Origin of the sequence: Oceanobacillus sp. M65 (assembly GCF_052246275.1) — a bacterium.
Lineage (GTDB): Bacteria > Bacillota > Bacilli > Bacillales > Amphibacillaceae > Oceanobacillus_B > Oceanobacillus_B jordanicus.
The window spans coordinates 1,082,912-1,105,001 of sequence record NZ_JBQQCJ010000001.1 but is presented as its reverse complement, the minus strand read 5'-3'; the positions used below and the strand labels follow the sequence as shown (position 1 = coordinate 1,105,001).

The 22,090-nt window shown below is 40.5% G+C and carries 20 protein-coding genes; 3 read left to right on the top strand and 17 right to left on the bottom strand.

Annotated elements, in window-relative coordinates; all coding sequences use genetic code 11:
* Positions 1-49: 49 nt before the first annotated feature.
* The 12 genes from ACTWPF_RS05210 to ACTWPF_RS05155 form a co-directional block, all read right to left on the bottom strand.
* Entirely contained in the window at positions 50-499 is a 450-nt protein-coding gene (locus ACTWPF_RS05210) for a PTS sugar transporter subunit IIA (RefSeq protein ID WP_106897593.1), read from the bottom strand.
* On the bottom strand, positions 489-2,591 hold the full coding sequence (locus tag ACTWPF_RS05205; RefSeq protein WP_443148559.1) for a BglG family transcription antiterminator: 2,103 nt from the start codon (positions 2,589-2,591) through the stop codon (positions 489-491). Before ACTWPF_RS05205 ends, ACTWPF_RS05210 begins: the two co-directional genes overlap by 11 nt.
* A 160-nt stretch (positions 2,592-2,751) precedes the next feature.
* A complete protein-coding gene (lpdA, locus tag ACTWPF_RS05200; protein ID WP_443148558.1) occupies positions 2,752-4,128 on the bottom strand; it encodes a dihydrolipoyl dehydrogenase in 1,377 nt (458 codons plus the stop codon).
* Positions 4,129-4,139: 11 nt separating this feature from the next.
* Entirely contained in the window at positions 4,140-5,474 is a 1,335-nt protein-coding gene (locus ACTWPF_RS05195) for a dihydrolipoamide acetyltransferase family protein (protein ID WP_443148557.1), read from the bottom strand.
* A 12-nt stretch (positions 5,475-5,486) separates the two neighbouring features.
* Positions 5,487-6,470: an alpha-ketoacid dehydrogenase subunit beta gene (locus ACTWPF_RS05190; protein ID WP_036575668.1), complete on the bottom strand. Its 984-nt coding sequence runs from the start codon at positions 6,468-6,470 to the stop codon at positions 5,487-5,489.
* A 12-nt stretch (positions 6,471-6,482) separates the two neighbouring features.
* On the bottom strand, positions 6,483-7,463 hold the full coding sequence (locus ACTWPF_RS05185; RefSeq protein ID WP_443148556.1) for a thiamine pyrophosphate-dependent dehydrogenase E1 component subunit alpha: 981 nt from the start codon (positions 7,461-7,463) through the stop codon (positions 6,483-6,485).
* 154 nt (positions 7,464-7,617) lie between these two features.
* Positions 7,618-8,910, bottom strand: a complete 1,293-nt coding sequence (locus tag ACTWPF_RS05180; protein ID WP_443148555.1) for an NAD(P)H-dependent oxidoreductase — start codon at positions 8,908-8,910, stop codon at positions 7,618-7,620.
* 180 nt (positions 8,911-9,090) lie between these two features.
* Positions 9,091-9,462 (bottom strand): PTS glucitol/sorbitol transporter subunit IIA, encoded by a 372-nt coding sequence (locus tag ACTWPF_RS05175; protein ID WP_443148554.1) that lies wholly within the window; start codon positions 9,460-9,462, stop codon positions 9,091-9,093.
* A 256-nt stretch (positions 9,463-9,718) separates the two neighbouring features.
* A complete protein-coding gene (gene srlE, locus ACTWPF_RS05170) occupies positions 9,719-10,771 on the bottom strand; it encodes a PTS glucitol/sorbitol transporter subunit IIB (RefSeq protein WP_106897599.1) in 1,053 nt (350 codons plus the stop codon).
* A gap of 27 nt (positions 10,772-10,798) precedes the next feature.
* The gene (gene srlA / locus ACTWPF_RS05165; protein ID WP_036575683.1) at positions 10,799-11,344 is read right to left on the bottom strand and encodes a PTS glucitol/sorbitol transporter subunit IIC; all 546 of its coding nucleotides are present in this window, start codon (positions 11,342-11,344) and stop codon (positions 10,799-10,801) included.
* Positions 11,332-11,730, bottom strand: a complete 399-nt coding sequence (locus ACTWPF_RS05160) for a transcriptional regulator GutM (RefSeq protein ID WP_106897600.1) — start codon at positions 11,728-11,730, stop codon at positions 11,332-11,334. The genes srlA and ACTWPF_RS05160 overlap by 13 nt, the downstream gene beginning before the upstream one ends.
* Before the next feature lie 89 nt (positions 11,731-11,819).
* On the bottom strand, positions 11,820-12,773 hold the full coding sequence (locus tag ACTWPF_RS05155) for a sugar-binding transcriptional regulator (RefSeq protein ID WP_106897601.1): 954 nt from the start codon (positions 12,771-12,773) through the stop codon (positions 11,820-11,822).
* A gap of 215 nt (positions 12,774-12,988) precedes the next feature.
* On the opposite strand from ACTWPF_RS05155, the gene ACTWPF_RS05150 reads away from it, so the two are divergent.
* The 3 genes from ACTWPF_RS05150 (at position 12,989) to ACTWPF_RS05140 (ending at position 16,506) form a co-directional block, all read left to right on the top strand.
* Positions 12,989-14,641: a glycerol-3-phosphate dehydrogenase/oxidase gene (locus ACTWPF_RS05150; protein ID WP_443148553.1), complete on the top strand. Its 1,653-nt coding sequence runs from the start codon at positions 12,989-12,991 to the stop codon at positions 14,639-14,641.
* A gap of 15 nt (positions 14,642-14,656) precedes the next feature.
* A complete protein-coding gene (locus ACTWPF_RS05145) occupies positions 14,657-15,703 on the top strand; it encodes a zinc-dependent alcohol dehydrogenase (protein WP_443148552.1) in 1,047 nt (348 codons plus the stop codon).
* A 233-nt stretch (positions 15,704-15,936) separates the two neighbouring features.
* Positions 15,937-16,506, top strand: a complete 570-nt coding sequence (locus ACTWPF_RS05140) for a hypothetical protein (protein ID WP_443148551.1) — start codon at positions 15,937-15,939, stop codon at positions 16,504-16,506.
* A 308-nt stretch (positions 16,507-16,814) separates the two neighbouring features.
* On the opposite strand, the gene ACTWPF_RS05135 is transcribed toward ACTWPF_RS05140, so the two are convergent.
* From ACTWPF_RS05135 to ACTWPF_RS05115, 5 genes are all read right to left on the bottom strand, one after another.
* Entirely contained in the window at positions 16,815-17,759 is a 945-nt protein-coding gene (locus tag ACTWPF_RS05135; protein ID WP_443148550.1) for a sugar-binding transcriptional regulator, read from the bottom strand.
* Positions 17,760-17,885: 126 nt separating this feature from the next.
* Positions 17,886-19,286 carry a dipeptidase gene (locus ACTWPF_RS05130; RefSeq protein ID WP_443148860.1) on the bottom strand — a complete coding sequence of 467 codons (1,401 nt, stop codon included), beginning with the start codon at positions 19,284-19,286 and terminating at the stop codon, positions 17,886-17,888.
* A gap of 315 nt (positions 19,287-19,601) precedes the next feature.
* Positions 19,602-20,378 carry an SDR family oxidoreductase gene (locus ACTWPF_RS05125; protein WP_443148549.1) on the bottom strand — a complete coding sequence of 259 codons (777 nt, stop codon included), beginning with the start codon at positions 20,376-20,378 and terminating at the stop codon, positions 19,602-19,604.
* A 56-nt stretch (positions 20,379-20,434) separates the two neighbouring features.
* Positions 20,435-21,193, bottom strand: a complete 759-nt coding sequence (locus ACTWPF_RS05120) for an alpha/beta fold hydrolase (protein ID WP_443148548.1) — start codon at positions 21,191-21,193, stop codon at positions 20,435-20,437.
* A 109-nt stretch (positions 21,194-21,302) separates the two neighbouring features.
* Positions 21,303-21,833, bottom strand: coding sequence for a GNAT family N-acetyltransferase (locus tag ACTWPF_RS05115; protein ID WP_443148859.1), 531 nt, complete (start codon positions 21,831-21,833; stop codon positions 21,303-21,305).
* Positions 21,834-22,090: the final 257 nt, after the last annotated feature.

The following is a 22,090-nucleotide window of genomic DNA, read 5'->3' as shown; positions in this document are numbered from 1 at the left end:
CCTCCCTTGTACATTTTATATTTTGAAGCTTATTGCTAAACCTAATCGTTTAATAATGAACGTGCATTACACTTGTAAATTCCTCTGAACTGTTAACCTCTGCCAGTTTCTTCACCATCTCTTCGTTTTGAAAAATACTTGTTAGTTGTTGTAAGGTTTGTAACTGTGCCTCTGGGTTGTCTAAGGCAAGCATAAAAATTAACTTGACCTCTACGTCCGACCCAGAGTTGCCCATCGCTTTAAATTTAACGGGGTTTTTTAATGAAGCGAAGGCTATTATAGGCTCCATAACTTTATCCGCATCAGTGTGTGGAATAGCGACACCGAAAGGTAATGTTGGCAAGCCTGTAGGAAAAACCTCTTCTCTCTCAAGAATGCTTTCAACAAACTTCTCCGTAACATAGCCACTTTTAACTAACTGATTCGCTACAAACTTCAACGCTTCTTCTTTTGTATGGCATTCAATATTTGGGAAAATAAGCTCTGGGTTAATTTTCATATCCACTTACCTCTTTCACCTCTAATCTATGAGTCTGACTTAGCTTCTCTAATAATTGGGTAATGGTCTTTTTATCACTCGTATACATTACTTTCTTTAGTAATTCTTGATCCATAGACAAATTTGTCAGTTGATAGATAGCTTTTACATGTTCTTCAGTGTCAGTAGGTGCAATAACTACGACAAGGTGTATTTTTAATCTTTCAGAGAAGTGGATGCCTTTTTTAATAACCAAAAGACTCATCCCTAGACGGTTTACACCCTCCTCTGGCTCTGCATGTGGGATCGCCATATGCTCTCCAAGAACCATGTATGGGTGATGATAATTATGTGCCTCAATCATTTTGTTCACATAGTTTTCCGTGATCACATTGTTTTTTAACAGGGGAATAGAAGCTAATTGTATCGCTTCTTTCCAGCTTTCAACTTCATTCGTAATGGCTATCATTTCTGGTGTTAGTAATTCATTTAGGTTAGGATGACTTTCTGTATGAAGTTGTACAATGTCCCTGTTATTATGATCAGTCTGTTGAAAATAGCTCTGCAAATCTTGCTTTAACCGGTTTTTATCTACAATGTTTGTGGAGCTTTGGATAACATCTATTAATTTATCTACATCGATTAAGTCCTGGTCATAACCAAATACTTTCTTCATAACGCGTTGTCTTAAATTCCACATTGCCCTTTCTTGCAACAATGGATTAACGATAAATAAGTATTTGTTTGTTGTTACTGGGATAGGAGAAAAAATGATTTCAGCACTTGAATGGTCTATTTCGTTGAATTGCCTTAAAGACATGGTTGGAAAAAAATCAAACTCAGGAAATAGCTTGGTTAGTGTATTTCTCAGTAGTTTAGATACCGTTACACCGTTTTGACATAGCACGATGGCCTTTTTCCTTGTTGTGAGAATTTGCTTGGCTTCTAGCAGATGTCCTCCAATAAAGATCGTAATATAATGTCTCTCCCTTTGAGGAATCTTGCTCTTTATAAACTCTTCTAACGGCTTTAAGGAGCGCTCGACGATAGAGTCTAGTTCAAGGTAGGAATCATCAATGTATGGTGCTGGGCTAGCATAACTTGTAAGGTTATATTTCATTCTGTAATAGGCAGGCTTTAAATGTAACATGAGCCTTTTCACAAGCATTTCCTTACTTTTTAACTTAATAAAGGCAAGTCTTTCTACATTGTTTAAGGTCTCAAATAAGGCATTCTTCAACTGTGGTATCTCTAGTTGCGCCAACGTCTCGCTTGAAAATATGTTCGCTGATAAAAGCTGTAGTGTGATGTACAATCTTTCCACTTCAGGAAGCCCAGTGTCGTTTTCCACCAGCAGTTCTGTTGCTTCAAACTCTTTAGTTCCCGATAGTTCCTTAAACTTAATTTGGTAATCTACTTCTATTAAAAATCCCTGCTCAATTCGCTTAAATATAATTCCTAAATAATAAGGTAATAGTTGAAACTTTTCATCCGTAAATTTTATTTTTAATACTTCTTCAATCTTCTCTAATTGCATCGAGATATTATTTATTTCGTTAATAGGTATCAGGGTGAAATCCTGTATGAGAGAAAGTCCGCTATATATAAGTCTTATTTCTTGTACACTATCGTGTAGTAAGTTTCTTATATGCCATTCATTTCCTTCTAGCACATATCCACCACAACGACTATAATGGATTTCAAGCTGGTATTGTTTTACTTTTCTTTGTGCTTCTTTCATATCGTTTAAGACCGTAACATTACTAACCTTAAGTGCATGTGTAAAATGGAATAAAGATAAGTTCTTCTGAGACATCATAATAAATAAGAGAAGTAATACTCTTTCATTTTCCGAGGGGATGTAACTACTTGTGTCCAATTCATTTTTCTGTGTAATAATTTCATTTAACGTTGCATCCACGATAAAGTTGCCACTATTAAGTCGTTTAATCTTGGGATAGTTATTGTCTTGAAGCCAGTTATTAATCTTTTCAAAGCTATACTTAATCTGTCTTCTGGATAATTGCTTTCTAATCTCCATTTCTTTACTCGTAATCTTTGGGTTTAGGATTAACTCCTCAAGCAATTCGAAGCTTCTTTTATCCAGATACATGTTCTTACCTCCTTCGCTATTTATTATATTTCAACCCACGCTGTTTTTTGAATGCGCTTTCATTTCAGATTTTATTAGTTAAATTGTCCGATATTTTAATTAATTTTCAATTAGTATAAAAAGACGCTAGCATTCCTACACTGCTAACGTCTTAAGAAAACTACTTATAATGAATCCCTTTTCCAAGCCAAGAAGCTGCTGCCTCGGATAATGCCTCTGATATGGTAGGGTGTGGGAAGATCATCGAGTCCATCTCTTCTACCGTTCCTTCTAAGTGCATGAAGGAGGTTGCTTGACTTATCATTTCCGTCACATGGGCACCCACCATCACAACGCCTATTACTTCACCATACTTTTTCTCTGCTATTAGCTTCATAAATCCTGTGTTCTCGCCAGCAGCGATTGCTTTTCCGTTCCCCGCTAAGTCTACTTTTTTCGTATCGATGTCATGGCCCAGTTCGATTGCCTTTTCTTCTGATAGACCAACACTGGCAATTTCCGGGAAGGTGTAGACACAACGAGGCACCGCTGCATCAACAACCGGGTTTCCGACAATATGGTTTACAGCTTTAATCCCTTCCTCACTTGCTACATGTGCTAGCTGGTAGCCACCAGCGAGATCTCCAATCGCATAAATCCCCTGCACAGATGTCTGCATGCTGGAATCAGTCTTAACAAACTTTCCAGCCATCTGAAGGTCTAATAATTCAAGCCCCGCCACATTTGGCGCTCTGCCAACACTCATTAGCACATGGTCTGTTGTGATGCTTTGTACCTTGCCTTTATGCTGCATTTCCACTTTCGTCTCGCCGTTCTCTTTCGTAAACGACGTGATTTGTGTTTCCGTATGAATCTTGACCCCAGCTTTTTTTAGTTGCTTCGCTAAAAAGGCACTCGCGTCCTTGTCTTCACTAGGTAAAATGCGGTCTGCCATTTCCACGATTTCTACTTTTGTGTCCATACTATTAAAGATACAGGCGATCTCCAGCCCAATGACACCACCACCTACGATGACGAGATGCTTAGGTACTGCTTGGATATCAAATATCGTATCACTTGTATCATACGCAATATCTGTGAGTCCCGGTAAATCTGGTACAAAAGGTTTTGAGCCATTTGCTAGAATAATATGCTCTGCAACAAGTCTCGATTGTTGCTCGTCTGACGAAACCGTAATGGTTTTATCCTTTTGTACTGTCCCATATCCCTGATAGAGCGTTATCTTATTTTGTTTTAATAACCCCTCTATCCCGCTCTTTAATTGCTTAATAACCTTGTTTTTCCGTGACACCATTTTCTCTAGTGAATAGGAAAAAGAGGAAACCTGTATGCCAAACTTATCTGCTTCTTTAATTTGGTTCAGGACTTCAGCATGCTTCAACATTGTCTTGGAGGGAATACAACCACGATTTAAACATGTTCCACCAAGATCCCGGCCTTCAATTAGTGCAACCTTTTTCCCTTCCTTTGCTGCCCGTATTGCTGCAACATAGCCTCCCGGGCCTGCCCCGACGATAGCTAGATCAAATTTCTCCATTGTTTAACCCCCTAGACTAACAACCCAAATGGGTTTTCTAATCTTTCTTTCAACTCTGTTAGAAAAGCAGCAGCTGGGGCTCCATCAATGACCCTATGATCAAAGGACAAACTTAGGACCATAATTGGTCTTATTTCAATTGATTTATCGACGACAACTGGCTTATCTGCCATTCTTCCCACACCTAAAATTGCAGTTTCGGGTGGGTTGATAATTGGTGTAAACCCTTCGATTGCATACATGCCCAGATTACTTATCGTAAATGTGCTGCCTGCCATTTCTGCTGGTTTTAATTTATTTTCTCTAGCTTTTGCACCAAGCTCTTTGCTTGCCACCGTTAGTTCTGCAAGTCCTTTGTCTTGTACGTCTGGAACAGAAGGGACAATTAATCCGTTTTCGACTGCTACGGCCAGCCCTAGATTAACTGACTTATTAAAGACAATCTCGTTATCTATTAGCGCAGCATTTAGTTTTTTATGATTACCAAGTACATGGGCTGTTGCCTTCATAATGATTTCTGTATAGGATAGACGGTAGCCTGTTTGCTTTTCAATGATTGGTAGCAGAGATTTCCGGACCTCCACGGTTGCCGACATATCAACCTCTGCTGTCAGCGTAACATGCGGGATCGAGCGCGCACTTTCCAGCATTTTGTCTGCAACTGCTTTACGAAGACCTTTTAGCTTAACACGTTCTAATGGTTCTTGGTTGGAAGTTTCTGTTTGCCCACTGGATGCAGTTAGCACATCTGATTTCGTAATCTTTCCGTTAGCACCAGTTCCTTGAACATTTTCCAGTGATACGCCTTCATTTTCTGCAATCTTACCAGCAAGTGGTGTATGACGATTTGATGTACCTTTTTCAAAAGATGCTTCTACATCTGCCGCATGGATTCGTCCTTTTGGCCCACTGCCATTTACATTTTCAAGGGAAACACCTTGTTCGCGGGAAACTCGTCTTGCTGCAGGTGTGGCTCTTACTTTTTCACCAGCTTCGCGCCCTACTTTTTCATTTTGCTCGCTTACAGAGACTGTTTCCTGCCCCGCTTGCTCAGCTGTTTCGTTATCGTCCGAACCAGGAATTGGCGGTGAATCTGGTACACTTTCATTTGCTTCTCCTATATAGCCGACAATGGCATTTACAGGTACCTCATCATCTACTTCATTATATTTTTTAAGTAGAATACCTTCTTCATAGGATTCCACTTCAATATTTATCTTGTCTGTCATAATCTCAAAAAGAGGTTCGCCTACTTCTACTTCTTCGCCCTCTTTTTTAAACCATTGAAGCAAGGTACCAACCTCCATGGTACTGCTTAGCTTCGGCATAAAAATTTCCTTCGCCATCCGTCTCCCCCCTTATGCTCTATTTAATGTTTCTTTTACTGCCTGCACAATGTCCTCTTTTTGTGGCACATGCATTTTTTCTAGTTCCGGGTTGTATGGAACAGGGGATGGTGCACCACCTAAGCGCTTGATTGGTGCATCCAAATAATCAAACGCTTCGCTCTCCGCGATCATGCTCGCAATCTCTCCACCATAACCACCGCGCTTTACAGCTTCATGAACAACTACAAGGCGACCCGTTTTAGAAACAGATTTTATAATGGTTTCTGTATCTAATGGCACGAGAGTGCGTGGATCGATAACTTCTACGTTGATCCCTTCTTTTTCTAACTCTTCTGCTGCTTCTAATGCTCTATGCACCATGATGGCAGTAGCAACAATGGTGGCATCTTTTCCTTCACGCTTTACATCCGCCTGGCCAAGCGGGATAGAATATTGCTCTTCGGGAACATCGTCCTTTGTTTTATAAAGTAATTTATGTTCATAAAAAATGACCGGGTTGTCATCATCCATCGCGGCTTTTAAAAGCCCTTTCACATCATATGCAGTGGATGGCTGGACAACCTTTAATCCAGGAATATGTGTTACCCAAGCTTCTAAGCTTTGTGAATGTTGGGCTGCCGCTCCCGTTCCTGACCCACTTGGCGTACGGAGCACCATTGGTACCTTTCCTTTCCCACCATACATATAACGCAGTTTCGCTGCTTGGTTCACAATTTGGTCCATAGCGATTGTAATGAAATCAGAGAATTGCAGCTCCATGATTGGGCGCATTCCCGTTAATGCCGCTCCTACTGCTGTTCCGGCAATTGCCGACTCACTAATCGGGGTGTTACGTATCCGTTCTGGTCCGAATTCCTCGATCATTCCTCGCGTTACACCGAAGGCTCCTCCATAAACGCCAATATCTTCTCCTAAAATAAAAACATCCTCATTCTTACGCATTTCCTGACTCATTGCTTCTCTTACTGCCTCTAAGTAAGTTATCTCCCTCATTGTTTCCCCTCCTTAAGCGTAAACATCTGTTAATAAATCTTCTTTACTAGGCATTGGACCTTCTTTTGCGAATTCAACAGCATCCTCAATCTCTTTCTTCGCTTCTTGCTTAAGCTCCTCCGCTTTTTCTTCTGTAATTACTTCTGCCTCAATAAGTACGTCCTTGAATCGTTTAATGGAATCCTTTGCTCTCCATTCTTTTTCTTCTTCACGTGTCCGATATTTCTTCGCATCACTTTTCGAGTGACCCTTCCACCTGTATGTTTTTGCTTCAATTAACGTTGGGCCTTGCCCGTTACGTGCTCGTTCTACCGCTTGATGGCTCACGTTCATCAGATCAACCATATCGGTACCATCAACCACTACACCAGGAAAGCCATAGGAGTCAGCGCGCGTTGCGATATCCGGAATTTTGACCATATCCTTTACAGGTCCAGACATTCCGTACTGGTTATTCTCACAAATAAAGACGACTGGCAAATTCCAAACCGCTGCTAGATTAAGTGCTTCGTGAAAGCTTCCTTCATTCGTTGCTCCATCCCCAAAATAACAAACCGTTACATAGTTTAGCTTTTTCATAGAAGATGTGAGTGCAGACCCTACTGCTAAGGGAATACCTCCCCCAACAATGCCATTTGCACCAAGATTCCCTTTCTCTACATCGGCAATATGCATGGAACCGCCTTTTCCTTTACAGTAACCTGTTGTTCTACCAAAAAGCTCTGCCATCATTTTATTAACGTCAGCACCTTTGGCAATACAGTGTCCATGCCCCCTATGTGTACTCGTAATTTTATCTTCATCCCGTAAAACAGCGCATGGACCAGAAGCACTTGCCTCCTGTCCCACAGCCAAGTGGGTTGTACCATGAATAAGACCTTTTGCGAAAAATTCATCTACCTTTTCATCAAAAAAACGAATGAGCCACATTTCTTTATAGAGATCCGTAAGCTTTTCGTTCGTAATATTCTCTGGCAATGATAGCTTTGTCATTTTTATCGCTCCTTTTTACATTTGTTCATTATAGTGACATTTGTAATAAGAATACCTTTAAACACTAAAAACGTCAAGAATAATTAAAGCGTTTTCTCCACCTCTAAAAGAAAAGCCTCTACACAGTATTTAATTGTGGAGAGGCCTATCATTTCTAAGAAAAGTCTTTATCTTGGATGGCACGAAGCTTCCAAATGGTTGTTTCTTTTGTTTGTATAATATCATCATATGTGATGGTCTCGCCTTTCTTGATCGATCTTTTCAGTTGCACGTTTTGGTCGATTAATCCTAATGGCAGAGCATTCATTTCTTTTGCTTCAGAGGCCTTTAACAGCTTCCCGTAAACGGTAAAACCGCCTATATTATCCAGGTATTCTCCTTCTTCTAAATCCTTTTTCGCCACTGTTACTGTTTCACCCTGCATTCCATAATATGGTGCAATGGTAGGCTCATGATCAAAATAAGCTTTTGCAATGGAAAGAGGTGTTTCTAGGCTTGTTAGGTGGTATGGACGGTAGAGCACGTAATTCGGTCCGTCTCCCATTTTAAGATATTTCATTTCCGCATTTACTTCGTCTTTATCTGAAGCAATAATTGCAAACACACCTGGTGCAATCCCGTTTACAAAATCAACCACTTTTTTACTTTTTACTTTACCGCCTTTTTTTTCTTCTAGAAATAGTCCAGGTAGCTCAGAGACCGAACCACTGAATCCATGCATACCAGGTTTATCTGGAAGGAAGCCTGTAGCATTCGCAACCGCATTCATCTCTACCATTGTTTTAGTACCATCTTGGAAGGATGCTAACATTTTCGGACTAGAACCTTTTGATAAAGCCTCTTCTTCGGCTGTAGCTGGGTTTGCCTCCAAATTAAGCGGATTGTTTTTCCCTTTTCCTAAAGCAACGATTTCAAAGCCCATTGCATCCGCAAAATCATAAAGCTCCATAATAGCGCCAGGTTCATCACCCGCAGAACCTGTGTACACAACGCCTGAAGCGTCTGCCATTTTCTTCAGTAATGGTCCAACGGTTACATCGGCTTCTACATTAAGCATAACAATATGCTTTCGGTTCAAAATGGAATCCCAAGCAATCTCTGCTCCTATATTTGGTACACCAGTCGCATCTACGACAACATCTACTTCATCGAGTGATGTTACTAGCTTCATGTCGGTTGTTGCCACCACTTGGTTATGTTTTAGTGCTGAAGCAGCTTCTTCTTTATCATCTGTCGTGATGATATTTGCTGCATCAATTCCTGCATGTGTATACGCACTCTTAATGTTATCTACCTGTAGGTCAGCTGTGATAACAACACGCATCCCTTTCATACCTTCTATCTGAGAAATCATTCCTCTTCCCATTTGGCCTGCACCAATAAGTCCTACTTTTATATAGGATCCTTCATTTTCTAGTCTTTGCAATTTTCTATTCAAACCAAGCATATTTCTCCACTCCTCACAGTTGTATTCTATCTATTTATCCCGGTGCAACCCTCCGTAAGACTCCCACTTAGAATTGATACAATGATGTTTAACTGGGAGTAAACGGATGTTAACACCCCGATTTGTTCAACTAACAATCAGTGGGGATGAACGAAAACCCTCACTGATTGAAGTTTCACTTTATCTTCTAAATGAAATGACGGTATTTTCGTTAATCGGAGGGATCCTTTTATTTTCTAAACAAACCGTTCCTGGCATATCTGAATGGGACTCACCGTTAAAGTGAAAAGTTGCATGACCTAATTCAGTCAATGTTTCATTTGCCTTATCTCCCACAAACAATATCTTGAAGACTTCCTCATCGATTAACATTTCATCCCCTGCTTGTAATGCTATCGACAAGCTTCCACCATCATGCACAACAGCAATTTCTTTTAAATCATTAGGGACACTGCTGTTAAAAAGAATAATCATGTTTTCCTCAAGCATTAATTCGGCATCCTGCCCTACTTGAACAACGTTTACGTCTACATAAGGTTTGGTCATCTCCATTTTCTCTCTCCTTCATCACTAGTCTTGTATCTAATTACTCCTGTAGAAAAACGAGTCTTCACTATTTGAGCGAATGGGCACGTTTTCCTTTAGACTTCAAAATTCAACCGCATCAGCTTACTCTAGTTAAAACTTTGCTTCCCTTTATCTCTTAAAATAAAAATTACAAATGTAATGGTTAGTTACATTTGTAATTATAAAGCGTTTTCTTTTTTAGGTCAATAGATTTGACGAAACCGAATGAAAATTATGTTTTTTAGCTATATAAACCAAAGCTAGCAAAGTATGCAATCACTACTGCTGCTGGTCCTGTAATCAACCTTGAAAATAGAACTGCAGGTACACCTACTTCCACTGTTTCCGGCTCTGCTTCCCCAAGCGTCAACCCCACTGGTACGAAGTCTGTTCCTACTTGCGGGTTAATCGCAAACAATGCTGGTAGTGCCATCTGTGGAGGGATATTTCCATTTCCAATTTCCACCCCTATTAATACACCAACAACCTGTGCAATAACAGCCCCAGGTGCAAGCAATGGAGAGATTACCGGAATGGAAGCTATTAATGATAGAATTAACATCCCTATTAAACTAGTCGCCATCGGCGCAACAAACTCCGCAATAATATCACCAATACCGGTATAATTAATAATCCCAATAAGCGCACTTACAAATGCCATGAATGGTAAAATATTTTTTATGATCGTATCAATCGTATCTCGACCAGATTGGAAAAAGATACTTACTACATTACCTACTTTATTTCCAAGTACTTCGATGAACCGCATAATCGGATTCTTTTTGCCCTTTTGTTGCTTCTGTTGTGCCACTGCGTCTTTTGCTTGTTGCTTCTTTTGCTGGGCAACATTTTTATCAAGCAAAGAGCTATCTTGTGATGTTGGGTCCTGTGATTTGTCTATTGCAGCTGCTGCTTCGGAGTTATCTGTGGATGCAATTTGCGCAATATCCACTCCAGAAACGAAGTTGCCCTCATTAATAAACTTCATGAGCGGGCCTGATGGCGAATTACTGAACGTGTTTACTGTTTTAATGCCAAGTCGAGGGTAAACCCCACTTCTTGCTGTTCCACCACAGTTGATAACAGCGGCAGCTACCTCTTCGTTTGGAATTGATTTTTCGAATCCATCAACCGCTATCCCACCAGTAAGATCAGCAATTTCCTGTGCTACTGCGTGAATTCCGCCACCAGTAACTGATAAAATATACTTTTGATTATCTGTAGGTTCAATGATTAATGGTCCTCCCCATCCAGATGGACCTTTTGATATTTTTACAGCTTTATATTCACTCATTATATTCTTCTCCTCTCCCGAGCTAAATTAAGATGCAACGTTCGCTTCTGCATTCTTCGCTTTGTTTTTGATCATGCGGTCTGTAATAATCTCTGTCACTAAACCTCTAAGTAACATTACAACAATTCCAACTAGTAAAAAGCGTAGAGCCAACGGTCCTAATGATAAACCTAATGACGTGATCCCTGCTGAAACCCCCATGTAGACAAACAACTCAGCTGGATTAGCATGTGGGAAGAGCCCTGTTACCGGATGAACAAACGAAACAGCCGAGTCATAGAAAGCTGGCTTTTGTCTCTCAGGTAAAAAGCGACCAAATGTATAACACATCGGGTTAGTTAGGAAGAAAACGGCGATAAACGGAAAAACGGTATATCTTAGAATGAAATATTTCGTACACTTTTGGGCAAAAGCATTCACTTTGTCTTCCCCGATAAATTTTATGACGGCATTTACTGCTGTAATAAGAACGACTAATAATGGAATGATACCTGTGACGAGCCCCATAAATTGTTCTCCACCGGCCTCAAACATACCGATAAAACCTTCAGCTAAATTAATTAAGAAATCCATGCTTCATTCCCCTCTCCTTTGTTTACTTCTTTTTTAATCATATCGATAGCACCTTGCAATGCATTTCTTTCTTTAACGGATAAAAATTCTGCTTCCTTGCTTGATTCCAACTGCATGCCAATAAGTTTGTTGATATTACGAAACCTGGCAAATACAGTAAGCCCTTTCATAATTCGTGCTTCGACAATCTCCATTTGTTCATCACACACGATTAGCATAAGTGCACCCGTCCCTAATGTCTTTTTGTAGTAGCCAGTACCGAGATAGCCTGCTTTTCGCTTAGCAAATTCTTTAATATTTGCTCTGTAATGCTTCACTTGAAGCTGCGTTAACAAAAACTGTAGTGCCCAGATACCTGCAAACACAAGAATGAATGTTCCCCACATTTTTACCCCCACCTTTACACTTGTAAAAGATTATGACGTTTGTAAACATAATAAAACGCTTACATTGAATTGTCAATGATTTTTGAATACTAATTTAATGAGCTACTTTCCAAAAGCAATTCAGCTGTTTGGTCGTCCAAGACTAAAGTGGTTAATATACCTGCTTCCAAGGCTACCCGTACGCTTTCAACTTTGTGTGCACCCTGCACAATGGTAATTACTTCCGGTATTTTTTTAATGTCCTCGAGGCATAGGCCAATCTGTCTGTCATTAAGCGAATGACGAATCAGTTCACCGGCAGCATTGTAGAAATTGGAATTAATATCCCCTACAGCCTCTGTCTCTTGTAGTGTCTGAATATCTTCTTCACTTAAGTAACCTAACTCTTTCATCGTTGTCTGAATAACAGGGTGACCAACCCCGACTACTGCAATATCTACTTTTTTTCCAACCTCTAACACTTCTGCCACGTCTTTAGAAGCAATAATTTCTTTTTTAAATTCAGTGGTTTCTGCCACAGCCGGAGCGTACAAATAAGAGGAGCGCGTATTTAATTTTTGCGCCAACTCGAATGTTAAATGGTTAGAATGATAGTTTACATGAGACTGCCCCATTCCACCGATCAATGGAACAATGTGTATATGGGGCTTTTCCATGTTAGGAAATGCCTCGACCATGGCCTGCATAGATTTCCCCCATGAGATTCCAACTGTTCGAACTTCGTCTAACCGTTTAGCTAAGTAATTTGCGGCGACACTACCTAGTTGGCTTTGTGTCTTTTCCCTGCTTCCATTTTTCCCCGCAATAACGAGGACTTCTTTGAGACCATACCTTTTCTCTAACTGCATTTCTAATTCTACTGTGTGAGCTGCTTCATCTTTTATATAGATTTCTACAATATCTTTCTCCTTTGCCTGCTTAAGTGCTTTTGAAATAATTGGTCGTGATAAACCCACTTTTTTAGCTATTTGGCTTTGGGTCCACCCCTCTAAATAATAGAGTTTAGCAATCTTCACTATAAATTTTCGTTCTTTCGTATCCACTTTTCGTCCCCCTTACGTATATCCATCTATGATGCTATAAGATTACCACAAATTTTCATTAATGGAAGCGGTATCAATTATACTTACCGTTCAAACAACACACAATTGTAAGCCCTTTATTGACTAAAAATTTTAACAACGTTATACTAAATGTGTATTTTTACTTATGATACCAACTTGAACATTTGTAAATAAGATAAAAAGGGGATGCACGAATGAAAACAGAAATCTTCTCTACTATGTCACGTGAGACAATAGTGAAAAGAATGGAAGGAGATCATTTCGATGTATTGGTTATAGGCGGCGGCATAACCGGGAGCGGAATTGCGTTAGATGCCGCGACAAGAGGGTTAAAGGTAGCGCTCATCGAAAGAAATGACTTTGCTTCTGGCACGAGCAGTCGATCTGGGAAGCTAATTCATGGCGGGCTTAAATATCTACAAAACTTTGATTTCCCAGTTGTAAAAGAAACAGGGCGCGAAAGAGCGATTGTGTATAATAACGCTCGGCATCTTGTCTATCCAATTAAAATGAACTTTCCACTAGTAAAAAAGGAATCTTATAATCTTGTAACATTAAAAGCAGGTCTGACACTCTATGATCGATTGGCAGGCGTAAAAAAAGAGGAAAGAAATACCATCTATTCTAAGAAGACAACGCTGAAAAGAGAACCATTGTTTAATAAAGATACTGTTCAAGGGAGCGGAGAGTATGTAGAGTATCGAACAGATGATAGTCGGCTAACAATGGAAGTGGCCAAAACAGCTGCTGAGGCTGGAGCCTCTGTCTTGAACTATGCGGAAATGACAGAATTTCTAAAGGATGAACAAAACCAGGTGAAAGGTGTCGTTGCCAGGGACCATATAGGGGAGCAAACTTTCACGATCACAGCAAAACACATTGTCAATGCAGCTGGACCATGGGTTGATAAAGTCAGAAAGAAAGATCGACCAATTGAAGGGAAATACATGGTACTTGCAAAGGGAATCCACCTTGTTTTCCAATATCGTGATCTACCCGTTTCTTCTTCTATTTATTTTCAGCATAAAGGTAGAATGATTGCTGTTATTCCAATTGGTGACAGAACCTATGTAGGATCAACAGAGTCTCTCTATAGCCAGAATATGGATGACATTCATGTCAACAAGTCAGAGGTTACTTATTTGCTAGGATGTCTGCATGATATGTTTCCAGATGTGAATCTCACGGAAAAAGACATCACCTCCAGCTGGGCTGGTATTCGTCCGCTTATTGGAGAACAAGGTAAATCGCCATCAGAACTTTCAAGGCACGACGAAATCTTTGAATCGGATACAGGCCTTGTTACGATTGCAGGCGGAAAATTAACTGGTTACCGTAAGATGGCTGATAGAGTGTTAACTCATATTGAAGCAAAGGCTGGTATTCACTCGAACGGCACACAAACGGATACAGTGAAGCTTTCCGGGGGCAAATTTGATTCCAGTGAAGAAATGAATCTCTATGCCCGTAAACTACACGGCATGTATCATGATCTCAAGTTGACTGAAGAAGGGATCATGAACTATGTCTTTCGTTATGGATCCAATACAGAAAAGCTGCTTCACCTAATCAGTGAGCTGGACACCACTTATACCGATAAAGAAGAGCGAGATGTCCTTGCAGAAGTACACTACACTATTCAGCATGAGATGGTGGCATCCTTAACAGATTTCTATGACCGCCGAACAAGCTATCTCCTTTTCAACCTGGAAAAAGTGAAAAGGTCGCTACCCTATGTTGCGAAAGAAATGGCGACAATCCTGCAATGGGACCGTGCAAAAGAAGAGGAAGAAAGACGAGAAATGAATTATTTAATTACGAAAGCCGTGACATTTAAAGAAGCATAAAGGGGGAGACATTGGATGAAAGCAGTTGAACTTACCGGAAAACGGAGCTTAAACCTAACAGAAAGAGATCGTCCCAGTATACAGGACGATGAAATATTGCTGAAAGTTCATGCTGTAGGGGTATGTGGTTCAGACCTGCGCATCTACCAGAACGGGGATGACCGTGTAGATTATCCTCGTATCACTGGGCATGAAATAGCAGGAGAAATCGTAGAAACCGGGCCGGAAGTGTCTCGCTTTCAAATTGGCGATCGCGTAACACTTGGTGCCCATATGCCTTGTGGCACCTGTCACTTTTGCCAGGCAAATGAAGGGCATCATTGTGTCGAGGGCTGGTCAATTGGCTATCAAGTTGATGGTGGCTTCGCTGAGTATGTAGTATTGCCAAGCCTCTTTATTCGCAACGGATCTGTTCAGCGAATTGCGGCTACGACGTCTTACAAGCTTGCCTGCTTATCCGAACCGTTTTCCTGTGTGTTAAGCGGCCTCCAAGAATTAGAAGTACAAGCTGGAGAAACTGTTGTCGTTTACGGAGCGGGCGCAATCGGTTGCATGTATATTGCTGCATTGAAGCGTATGGGTGCAGCGAAAATAATTGCAGTCCAGCGTTCTAAAGATAGGCAAAAGAAAGCACTCGAAATTGGCGCAGATATTGTCATTGACCCGAACATGGAAAACACAGTGGACAGCGTAATGGCGGAAACAGAGGGAGTTGGTGTACATGCTGTCATCGTAACAGCCCCGTCGCCAGCAGTTCAAAATGAGGCGCTAATTCTTGCCAGAACAACTGGACGCGTGTTGTACTTCGCAGGGATTAAAAGTGTCACCGACATGCCCATCAATACGAACCCAATTATTTATAAGCAGCTGAAAATTGTTGGTACCCATGGTGCTCCAAGACATCTTCACATGGAAGCAGTAAAATGGATTGATCAAAGTTTACTGGACTTTTCTTTTTTTGTTACCCACACCTTCCCATTAGAAGAAACAGAAATAGCATTTGAAACAGCATTAAGTAAAGAAGGTTTGAAATCGGTGGTTGTACCTACACAGAAAAAGTAGAGTATGTTTGCAGGTTTCCCACTTACTTAAGAGATAGAATGACCAGACCAAATCGCCTATGATTTGGTCTTTTCTTATTTATAGCCAGAGGATTTACATAACAACTTAGCAAAAGGTAGTTTAACATATAACTTTTTCGGCATTATTTTTTGAATATTATGGTATTATAAAGTAAAGTCATCTAACTATCGGGTAAGTCTGTTGAGTTAGCTACTAATGAAGGGGTGAATTTTTTGGAAGGTTTACTAAGTGGATTACCTGATATGTTAATATTCATTATTTTATATGGGCCTCTTGCAATGGGCATTTTTATCATGGTTAAATTAACAAAATGGTTCGTCATAAAAAAAGAAATTAACAATCGTAAGCTCCTTATCGCTTTGGTAATAAATGTACTTAATTTTTATCTCATCTATGATTTGATGACGACGCCACCAGAGGTCAGTTCTGGAAATGGCAACCCGTTTATACCAAATATCCTTATCTCCTTCCTACTATTTATCTCTTTCTGTGTAGTTTTTTCGATGAAGATTATTGAAATTCTCTCAAAGAAAAAAGCTTTGATTAGTATACTAGTCATTGCAATTGCTATAGCAATCACTTGGTTTTCAGTTGTTTCCCAAATGGATTTTGTCTTAACGATAAAAGAAGCGCTTTACTATCCACTTGGTAATTGGTTAAATTGGTGGAAAAGCATCCATCTAAACTATCTATACTTTAACCCTTATACCTTTCTAATTGGAATCAGTATTTCTTGTTTAGTCGCAGGTATTCTTGGTTTATCTAAAAGGAAGATAGTGTAAAGTGAAACTTCAACCAGAGGGGGGATTCGTTCTTCCCCCACTGATTGTAGAATCGGGGTGTTAGCGTCCGTTTACTCCCACTAAAAACTAACGGTTTCACTTCATGTTTTGAAGTGGGAGTCTTACGAACGGTTGCACCGGGGTAAACCATCCTTTTGTTTAACTGCATTAAAACAAAACGCCCGGATTTAAATATACAGGCGCTTTTTTTGCTTACTATTACGGTGCTAACGTACTGTCTCGTTTAGTATGTTTAGCACCTGTTTTAAATTTCCTCTTTACTAATTATTTCTTTATTTCTATATCCATTAGTCTTCCACCAATTCCTGTGCTGTTCGATCATCTGTAATGAGAACATTTAAGTATCCACCCTGTAGTGCGGCTTCAATACTTTCAAGTTTGTAGGAGCCCTCTACTATCCCGATCACCTTAGGTATTTTACGTATTTCATCCAAGGTAAGGCCTATGACTTGGTTATTCAGCGGATGATCTACTTCCTCACCGACAGCATCAAAAAACTTCGAACTGATATCGCCTACCACACCAGCTTTTCGTAAGGAAGCTAAGTCCTGTTCATTTAGATAGCCAATCTTCTCCATCGTAGAACTTTTATAAGGGTTACCCAGACCTACTACGGCCATATCTACATTTCTTCCCTCTTCAAGCACAAAAGCTATATCCTTTGAGCTAACAAGTCGTTCTCTTAAATCCTGGCTTTCTACCATTGCGGGGGCATATAGATATGAGCAGGATGCGTTCATTTTTTGTGCCAGATTAAAGGACAGTTGATTGGAATGTAAATAAACATAATCACTTCCCATCCCCCCAACTATTGGCACAATATGAATATCGCTGCGACGCTCATACGGATATTCTTCTACAAGGGATAGAAGCGTAGATCCCCAGGAAATCCCTAAACTTTTTATATTCGTAAGACTCTTGGAAACATATGATGCAGCAGTCTGGCCAAGTTGTCGCTTCGCCATTTCCGGTGCAAATCCTGCAGTAGAAACGACAATTACCTCATTTAAGCCATACTTCTTTTCGAGTTGTTGCTCTAAATCCACCGTGTGTGATGTTTCATCTTTAATATAAATCTCAACAATACCTTCTTTTTTTGCTGTGTTTAATAGTTTGGAAATTACTGGCCTTGATACATTATGTTTATTCGCTATCTGTTGTTGTGTCCAACCATCAAAGTAATAAAGCTTGGCCACTTTCACCATTAATCTTCTATCTTCCCAATTCAGCATAAAATCTCTCTTCCCTCTCAGATTACATATGTTCACAATCTATACATATGTATGTATCATATACTTCCGCTCTTTGTCCTGTCAAGGTGAAATAGGCGTCAGTTTAAGGGTTTTGCTTTCCAATACCTATTCCACTCTAAAAATCCTCGTCGTCCTCTGCTCGTTTCCTTCTTTATCTGCACTTAGGAAGGTGACAACATGGAATTTTTCCTTCAATGGTTCTTTAGGTGTAAAAGATATGGTAGCTAATTTCTTATCATATGTTGCCGGGTTTGGAATTCCGTCTACGATAACTTCTAAACTTTCCGGATCGATTTCTGTTCCTTCCTCCACCTTCAATTCTGCAGTTAGGGTAGGTGTACGTTCATTAAGATTTTCTCCCATTTCTAATTCAGGCATGATAGAAATTCCCTTGGCACGAACCACTCGGTCTGCCGCTCCCTGAATCTCATTTAACACTCTCAACGTGTTCAGACCCATGATTTTGCTGGCCTCTTCCTCTGAGTATCCTCGTTCGGTCAGTGCTTCTTTTATTTTTCCAATTTCACTGGAGTCCTTTATATCACTCGGCAGTTCAGCTCCATCAAAATCAGAGCCGATCGCAACATGATCTACTCCCATTATTTTAACAGCATGATCAATGTGATCTACCACATCAGAAATCGTGGCTCCACCCGAATCTGTAAGAAATTCTGGATAAAAGACAATTCCGATGACACCGCCATTTTCTTTTAATGCGACGAGTTGCTCATCTGTTAGGTTACGCTGATGATCTTTTAATGCCTTAACACCAGAGTGGGTGGCAATAACTGGTGCCTTCGTTGTTTCCATGACATCCCAAAACGTGCTCTCAGCCATATGGGAAACATCCACTGCCATCCCTAGCTTATTCATTTCTTTAACTACCTTCGCTCCAAGTTCTGTAAGACCGCCTGATGAGGCCGTTTTCTCCTGGTCATCATAAATTTGATCGGCCCCTTCCCCAAGGGCATTCGAATAGTTCCACGTAAAGCCCATTACTGCTATGCCAAGATCACGATATTGGCGAGTTAGCTCTAGAGCATTTTCCTTATTCAAGGAATAAGCCCCTTCAATTGTAGGGACAGCTGCAATTTTGCCACGATTTGCAGTGGCAAGGATATCAGGTGCATGTGAAACGATTTGTAGCTGCTCGGCATTATTTTCTTCCGTCCAATATAAAGAGGAGATTTGCGCAAGTGTGTGGCTTATGCTCCGCGCATCATTTCCATAAAAGCCTGGTGTATATGCAGCTAAAAAGGGGACGTTTAATCCTCCTTTTTGCAACTTCGGAATATCAACTTCAAAATCTGTATTTTTCCCGAGATCTGTTGTCGGCAACCAAGTCTCAGAGTCTATTGATTTATACAGTGCATCCTGATGCCCATCCACAATAATTTCTGCAGTATTTGATCCCATCATCCCTATTCCCCCTTTCATATTGCTAAGCAATGTTGTTGAATTAGGAAGCACGAGGACAATAGACAGGATGATATAGAATAATTTCATATTCAACGTGATGCTTCCCCCCTTTTTATATTATTTTATTGTTTTGCTATGCAGGATGGTTAGAGGTGCGCCACTTTGGGTGGGCCTTGCGTCTCTTTCTGATTTGGCCGCGCCACATTTGGGCAGAGCTGCGTCTATTTTGGGCTGTGATGCGTCACTATTTGCTATTCACGATTCACTTTGCCATGCTTTGGATTCACTTTTTGCTATTCACGATTCACTCTGCATCGCTTAGGATTCACTTTGCCTCGCTTTGGATTCACTTTCCGCTGTTCACGATTCACTTTAACAAGATATCGTTTCTCTCCCCACACATCATCTCAACAAAGACTCTGCTCCGTCAATGAATAGTTCGGTTCCTGTAATATGGCTGGATTGGTCTGATAGAAGGAAGTGAACGAGATTTGCCACTTGCTCAGGCTTTCCTGCACCATGTTCGAGTGGTTGCCCGCCTTCTGGGAATTCTATTGGGATTTGCACCTTTTTTAAATTCTCTTCTTCCGGAAACGTGTTCTTTCCAATATTTGTTTCAATTGCTCCAGGGCAGATGATGTTCACTCTAATCCCATATTCCGCAAGCTCTAGCGCAGCCATTTTTCCGAAAGCCATCTGTCCAGCCTTGGATGAGCTGTATGCACTCATGCCAAAACCTGTGAAGGTACGATTCCCATTGATGGAGCTTGTGATCACAATGCTGCCGCCATTATTTTTCATATGTGGTATAGCGTATTTCACTGATAGGAATGTGCTACGGAGATTTGTTTCCAATGTCTTATCCCATTCCTCTGGGTCTAAATCTTCAATGGGGGCGACTGTGCCGTTGATCCCAGCATTGGCAAACACTGCATCTAAACGTCCCCATTTACTGGAAACCTTTTGAAAGCTTGCTTCCATCTGTTCTGGTTTGGAAACATCTGTCTCACAGACAATCGCTTCCCCGCCTTCTTTTTCAATTTCCTGTTGTACTTTTGTAGCGTTTTCTTCTTTGAGATCAAATAACGCCACTTTTGCTCCAGCTCGAGCCAATTGTAAAGCAGAAGCCCGGCCAATTCCAGAACCTGCACCTGTAATGATTGCAACTTTATTTTCCATTTTGGTATACCACCTTTTTTATAGGGAGTATACCCTTTTGCAGAAGATGTATGTATTTAGCTATTGCTATCTTCCTTTAACCATTTATCTAGTATGGAATTAAAAAGAGATGGATTTGCTAACGGAGCACCATGCCCTGTTTTCGCTAAAATGATACCCTGTCCGTTTTGACTGTTTGTTAAAATGTCCTCTGCTGATTTCCTCATGACACCTCTTTCCTTCTCACCTACTGTGACAAGAATTTTCGTTTTCGCATTCTTAAACCCTAATGGCATTGAAAACATCATATTTTCCTGCAAAATTCTTGTCAGTGTCTCTGCCGTCATCTTGTTGCTTTCCTGAAAATAGGTTTCAAATAACTCCTTTGGAATGGCGAGTGTTTTGGACTGGGCCAAAGCAAAGGAACGCCGCTTGGTCAGAGGATGCGTCATTCTTACAGCGGGGCCTATGAAAGCTTCTAATCGTGGCATTGATCTAACTAGCGCACTATTAATCATGGCATAGTCAATGATATCTGGTCGCATACTGAGCATTTGTACGATGATTTGGGCACCAAGGGAAAAGCCAACCACGATCACTTTCTTTCCAGCAGCCTTCTCTTCTACTAAATCAAGCATAAGCTCTGCACTTTTTCTTATCGTGAAGGAAGTGGTCTCACTACTTTTTCCCTGCTCTGGTAAATCTGGTACAACACAATGGTAACCTGTAAAATAATCTAGCTGATTATTCCACATCCAACCACCTACTCCACCGCCGTGGACAAAAAGCATAAGAGGACCGGCTTTATTACCTGTCTCTTCTATGTAGCATTCCATCCCATTGCCTACTTTTCTGGAACATTCTCTACCTAACGTACGAATAACACACGAAAAAGGTTCCCATAGCAGGAAAGCCCCAATGCTACATTAGCATTGGGGCTTTTTATTAATCCGTACTTAACTTCGCATACATGGCAAGGTCGACGAATCTCCCCTTTGCTTTCTCAGCATCACGCAAAGTCCCCTCAAACGTAAACTCGAGATTTTGTAACAAACGAATCGAATTCTTATTTTCAGGCTCCACCTTCGCCTCGATACGGTGAAGGTTTAATTCTTCAAATGCATAATTCATAAGTTCACGAATAGCTTCCGAGGCGTAGCCTTTGCCCCAATGTCCCTTTGCCAACTCATAGCCCAGCTCTGTTTTTCCGTTTGCAAAGTCGATTGTGTTATAACCACAACTTCCAATAATTTGCCCACTATCCTTCGTGCGGATCGTATACCGGAGAGCTTTGTTTTCATGCGCTAACTCGGCTAAAAAGTTAATCATTTCCTTCGCTTGATCTTCACCTGTAAATGCAGGAATATTCATGAATCTGGTAACAGATGGATCTGACCAAACTGCAAACAGCCCGGCTGAATCCTTTTCTTGCATCTTTCTTAACGTTAATCGTTTTGTTATTAGTTCGTTAATCAATTTTCTTCCTCCGTTTTTAATAGAATATGAGAGTAGAATATTGATATCTGCGCATTGTTCAGTCCCTTCTTTTTTCTCTATTACCATTATATCCTTTTTCATTGTAAAATCGAACTCATTTTACTATCTCAGCAGACCAACTATATTAGTTGTTAGTCCATACTTCCAGTTCGTAGTCACTAAATTAAAAAGCTTGGACATGCAAACTGCCCAGGCTAACTCTCCCTTTAGATAGGCACTTCTTTCTAGTATAAGAT

Coding starts and splice junctions, on each gene's coding strand:
- ACTWPF_RS05205 (WP_443148559.1), bottom strand. CDS start 2,591: ATGTATCTGGATAAAAGAAGCTTCGAATTGCTTGAGGAGTTAATCCTA.
- ACTWPF_RS05125 (WP_443148549.1), bottom strand. CDS start 20,378: ATGGAAAATAAAGTTGCAATCATTACAGGTGCAGGTTCTGGAATTGGC.
- ACTWPF_RS05145 (WP_443148552.1), top strand. CDS start 14,657: ATGAAAGCAGTTGAACTTACCGGAAAACGGAGCTTAAACCTAACAGAA.
- lpdA (WP_443148558.1), bottom strand. CDS start 4,128: ATGGAGAAATTTGATCTAGCTATCGTCGGGGCAGGCCCGGGAGGCTAT.
- ACTWPF_RS05195 (WP_443148557.1), bottom strand. CDS start 5,474: ATGGCGAAGGAAATTTTTATGCCGAAGCTAAGCAGTACCATGGAGGTT.
- ACTWPF_RS05130 (WP_443148860.1), bottom strand. CDS start 19,286: ATGAAATTATTCTATATCATCCTGTCTATTGTCCTCGTGCTTCCTAAT.
- ACTWPF_RS05185 (WP_443148556.1), bottom strand. CDS start 7,463: ATGACAAAGCTATCATTGCCAGAGAATATTACGAACGAAAAGCTTACG.
- ACTWPF_RS05210 (WP_106897593.1), bottom strand. CDS start 499: ATGAAAATTAACCCAGAGCTTATTTTCCCAAATATTGAATGCCATACA.
- ACTWPF_RS05160 (WP_106897600.1), bottom strand. CDS start 11,730: ATGTGGGGAACATTCATTCTTGTGTTTGCAGGTATCTGGGCACTACAG.
- ACTWPF_RS05180 (WP_443148555.1), bottom strand. CDS start 8,910: ATGCTTGGTTTGAATAGAAAATTGCAAAGACTAGAAAATGAAGGATCC.
- srlE (WP_106897599.1), bottom strand. CDS start 10,771: ATGAGTGAATATAAAGCTGTAAAAATATCAAAAGGTCCATCTGGATGG.
- ACTWPF_RS05135 (WP_443148550.1), bottom strand. CDS start 17,759: ATGCTGAATTGGGAAGATAGAAGATTAATGGTGAAAGTGGCCAAGCTT.
- ACTWPF_RS05190 (WP_036575668.1), bottom strand. CDS start 6,470: ATGAGGGAGATAACTTACTTAGAGGCAGTAAGAGAAGCAATGAGTCAG.
- ACTWPF_RS05175 (WP_443148554.1), bottom strand. CDS start 9,462: ATGGAGATGACCAAACCTTATGTAGACGTAAACGTTGTTCAAGTAGGG.
- ACTWPF_RS05150 (WP_443148553.1), top strand. CDS start 12,989: ATGAAAACAGAAATCTTCTCTACTATGTCACGTGAGACAATAGTGAAA.
- srlA (WP_036575683.1), bottom strand. CDS start 11,344: ATGGATTTCTTAATTAATTTAGCTGAAGGTTTTATCGGTATGTTTGAG.
- ACTWPF_RS05120 (WP_443148548.1), bottom strand. CDS start 21,193: ATGGAATGCTACATAGAAGAGACAGGTAATAAAGCCGGTCCTCTTATG.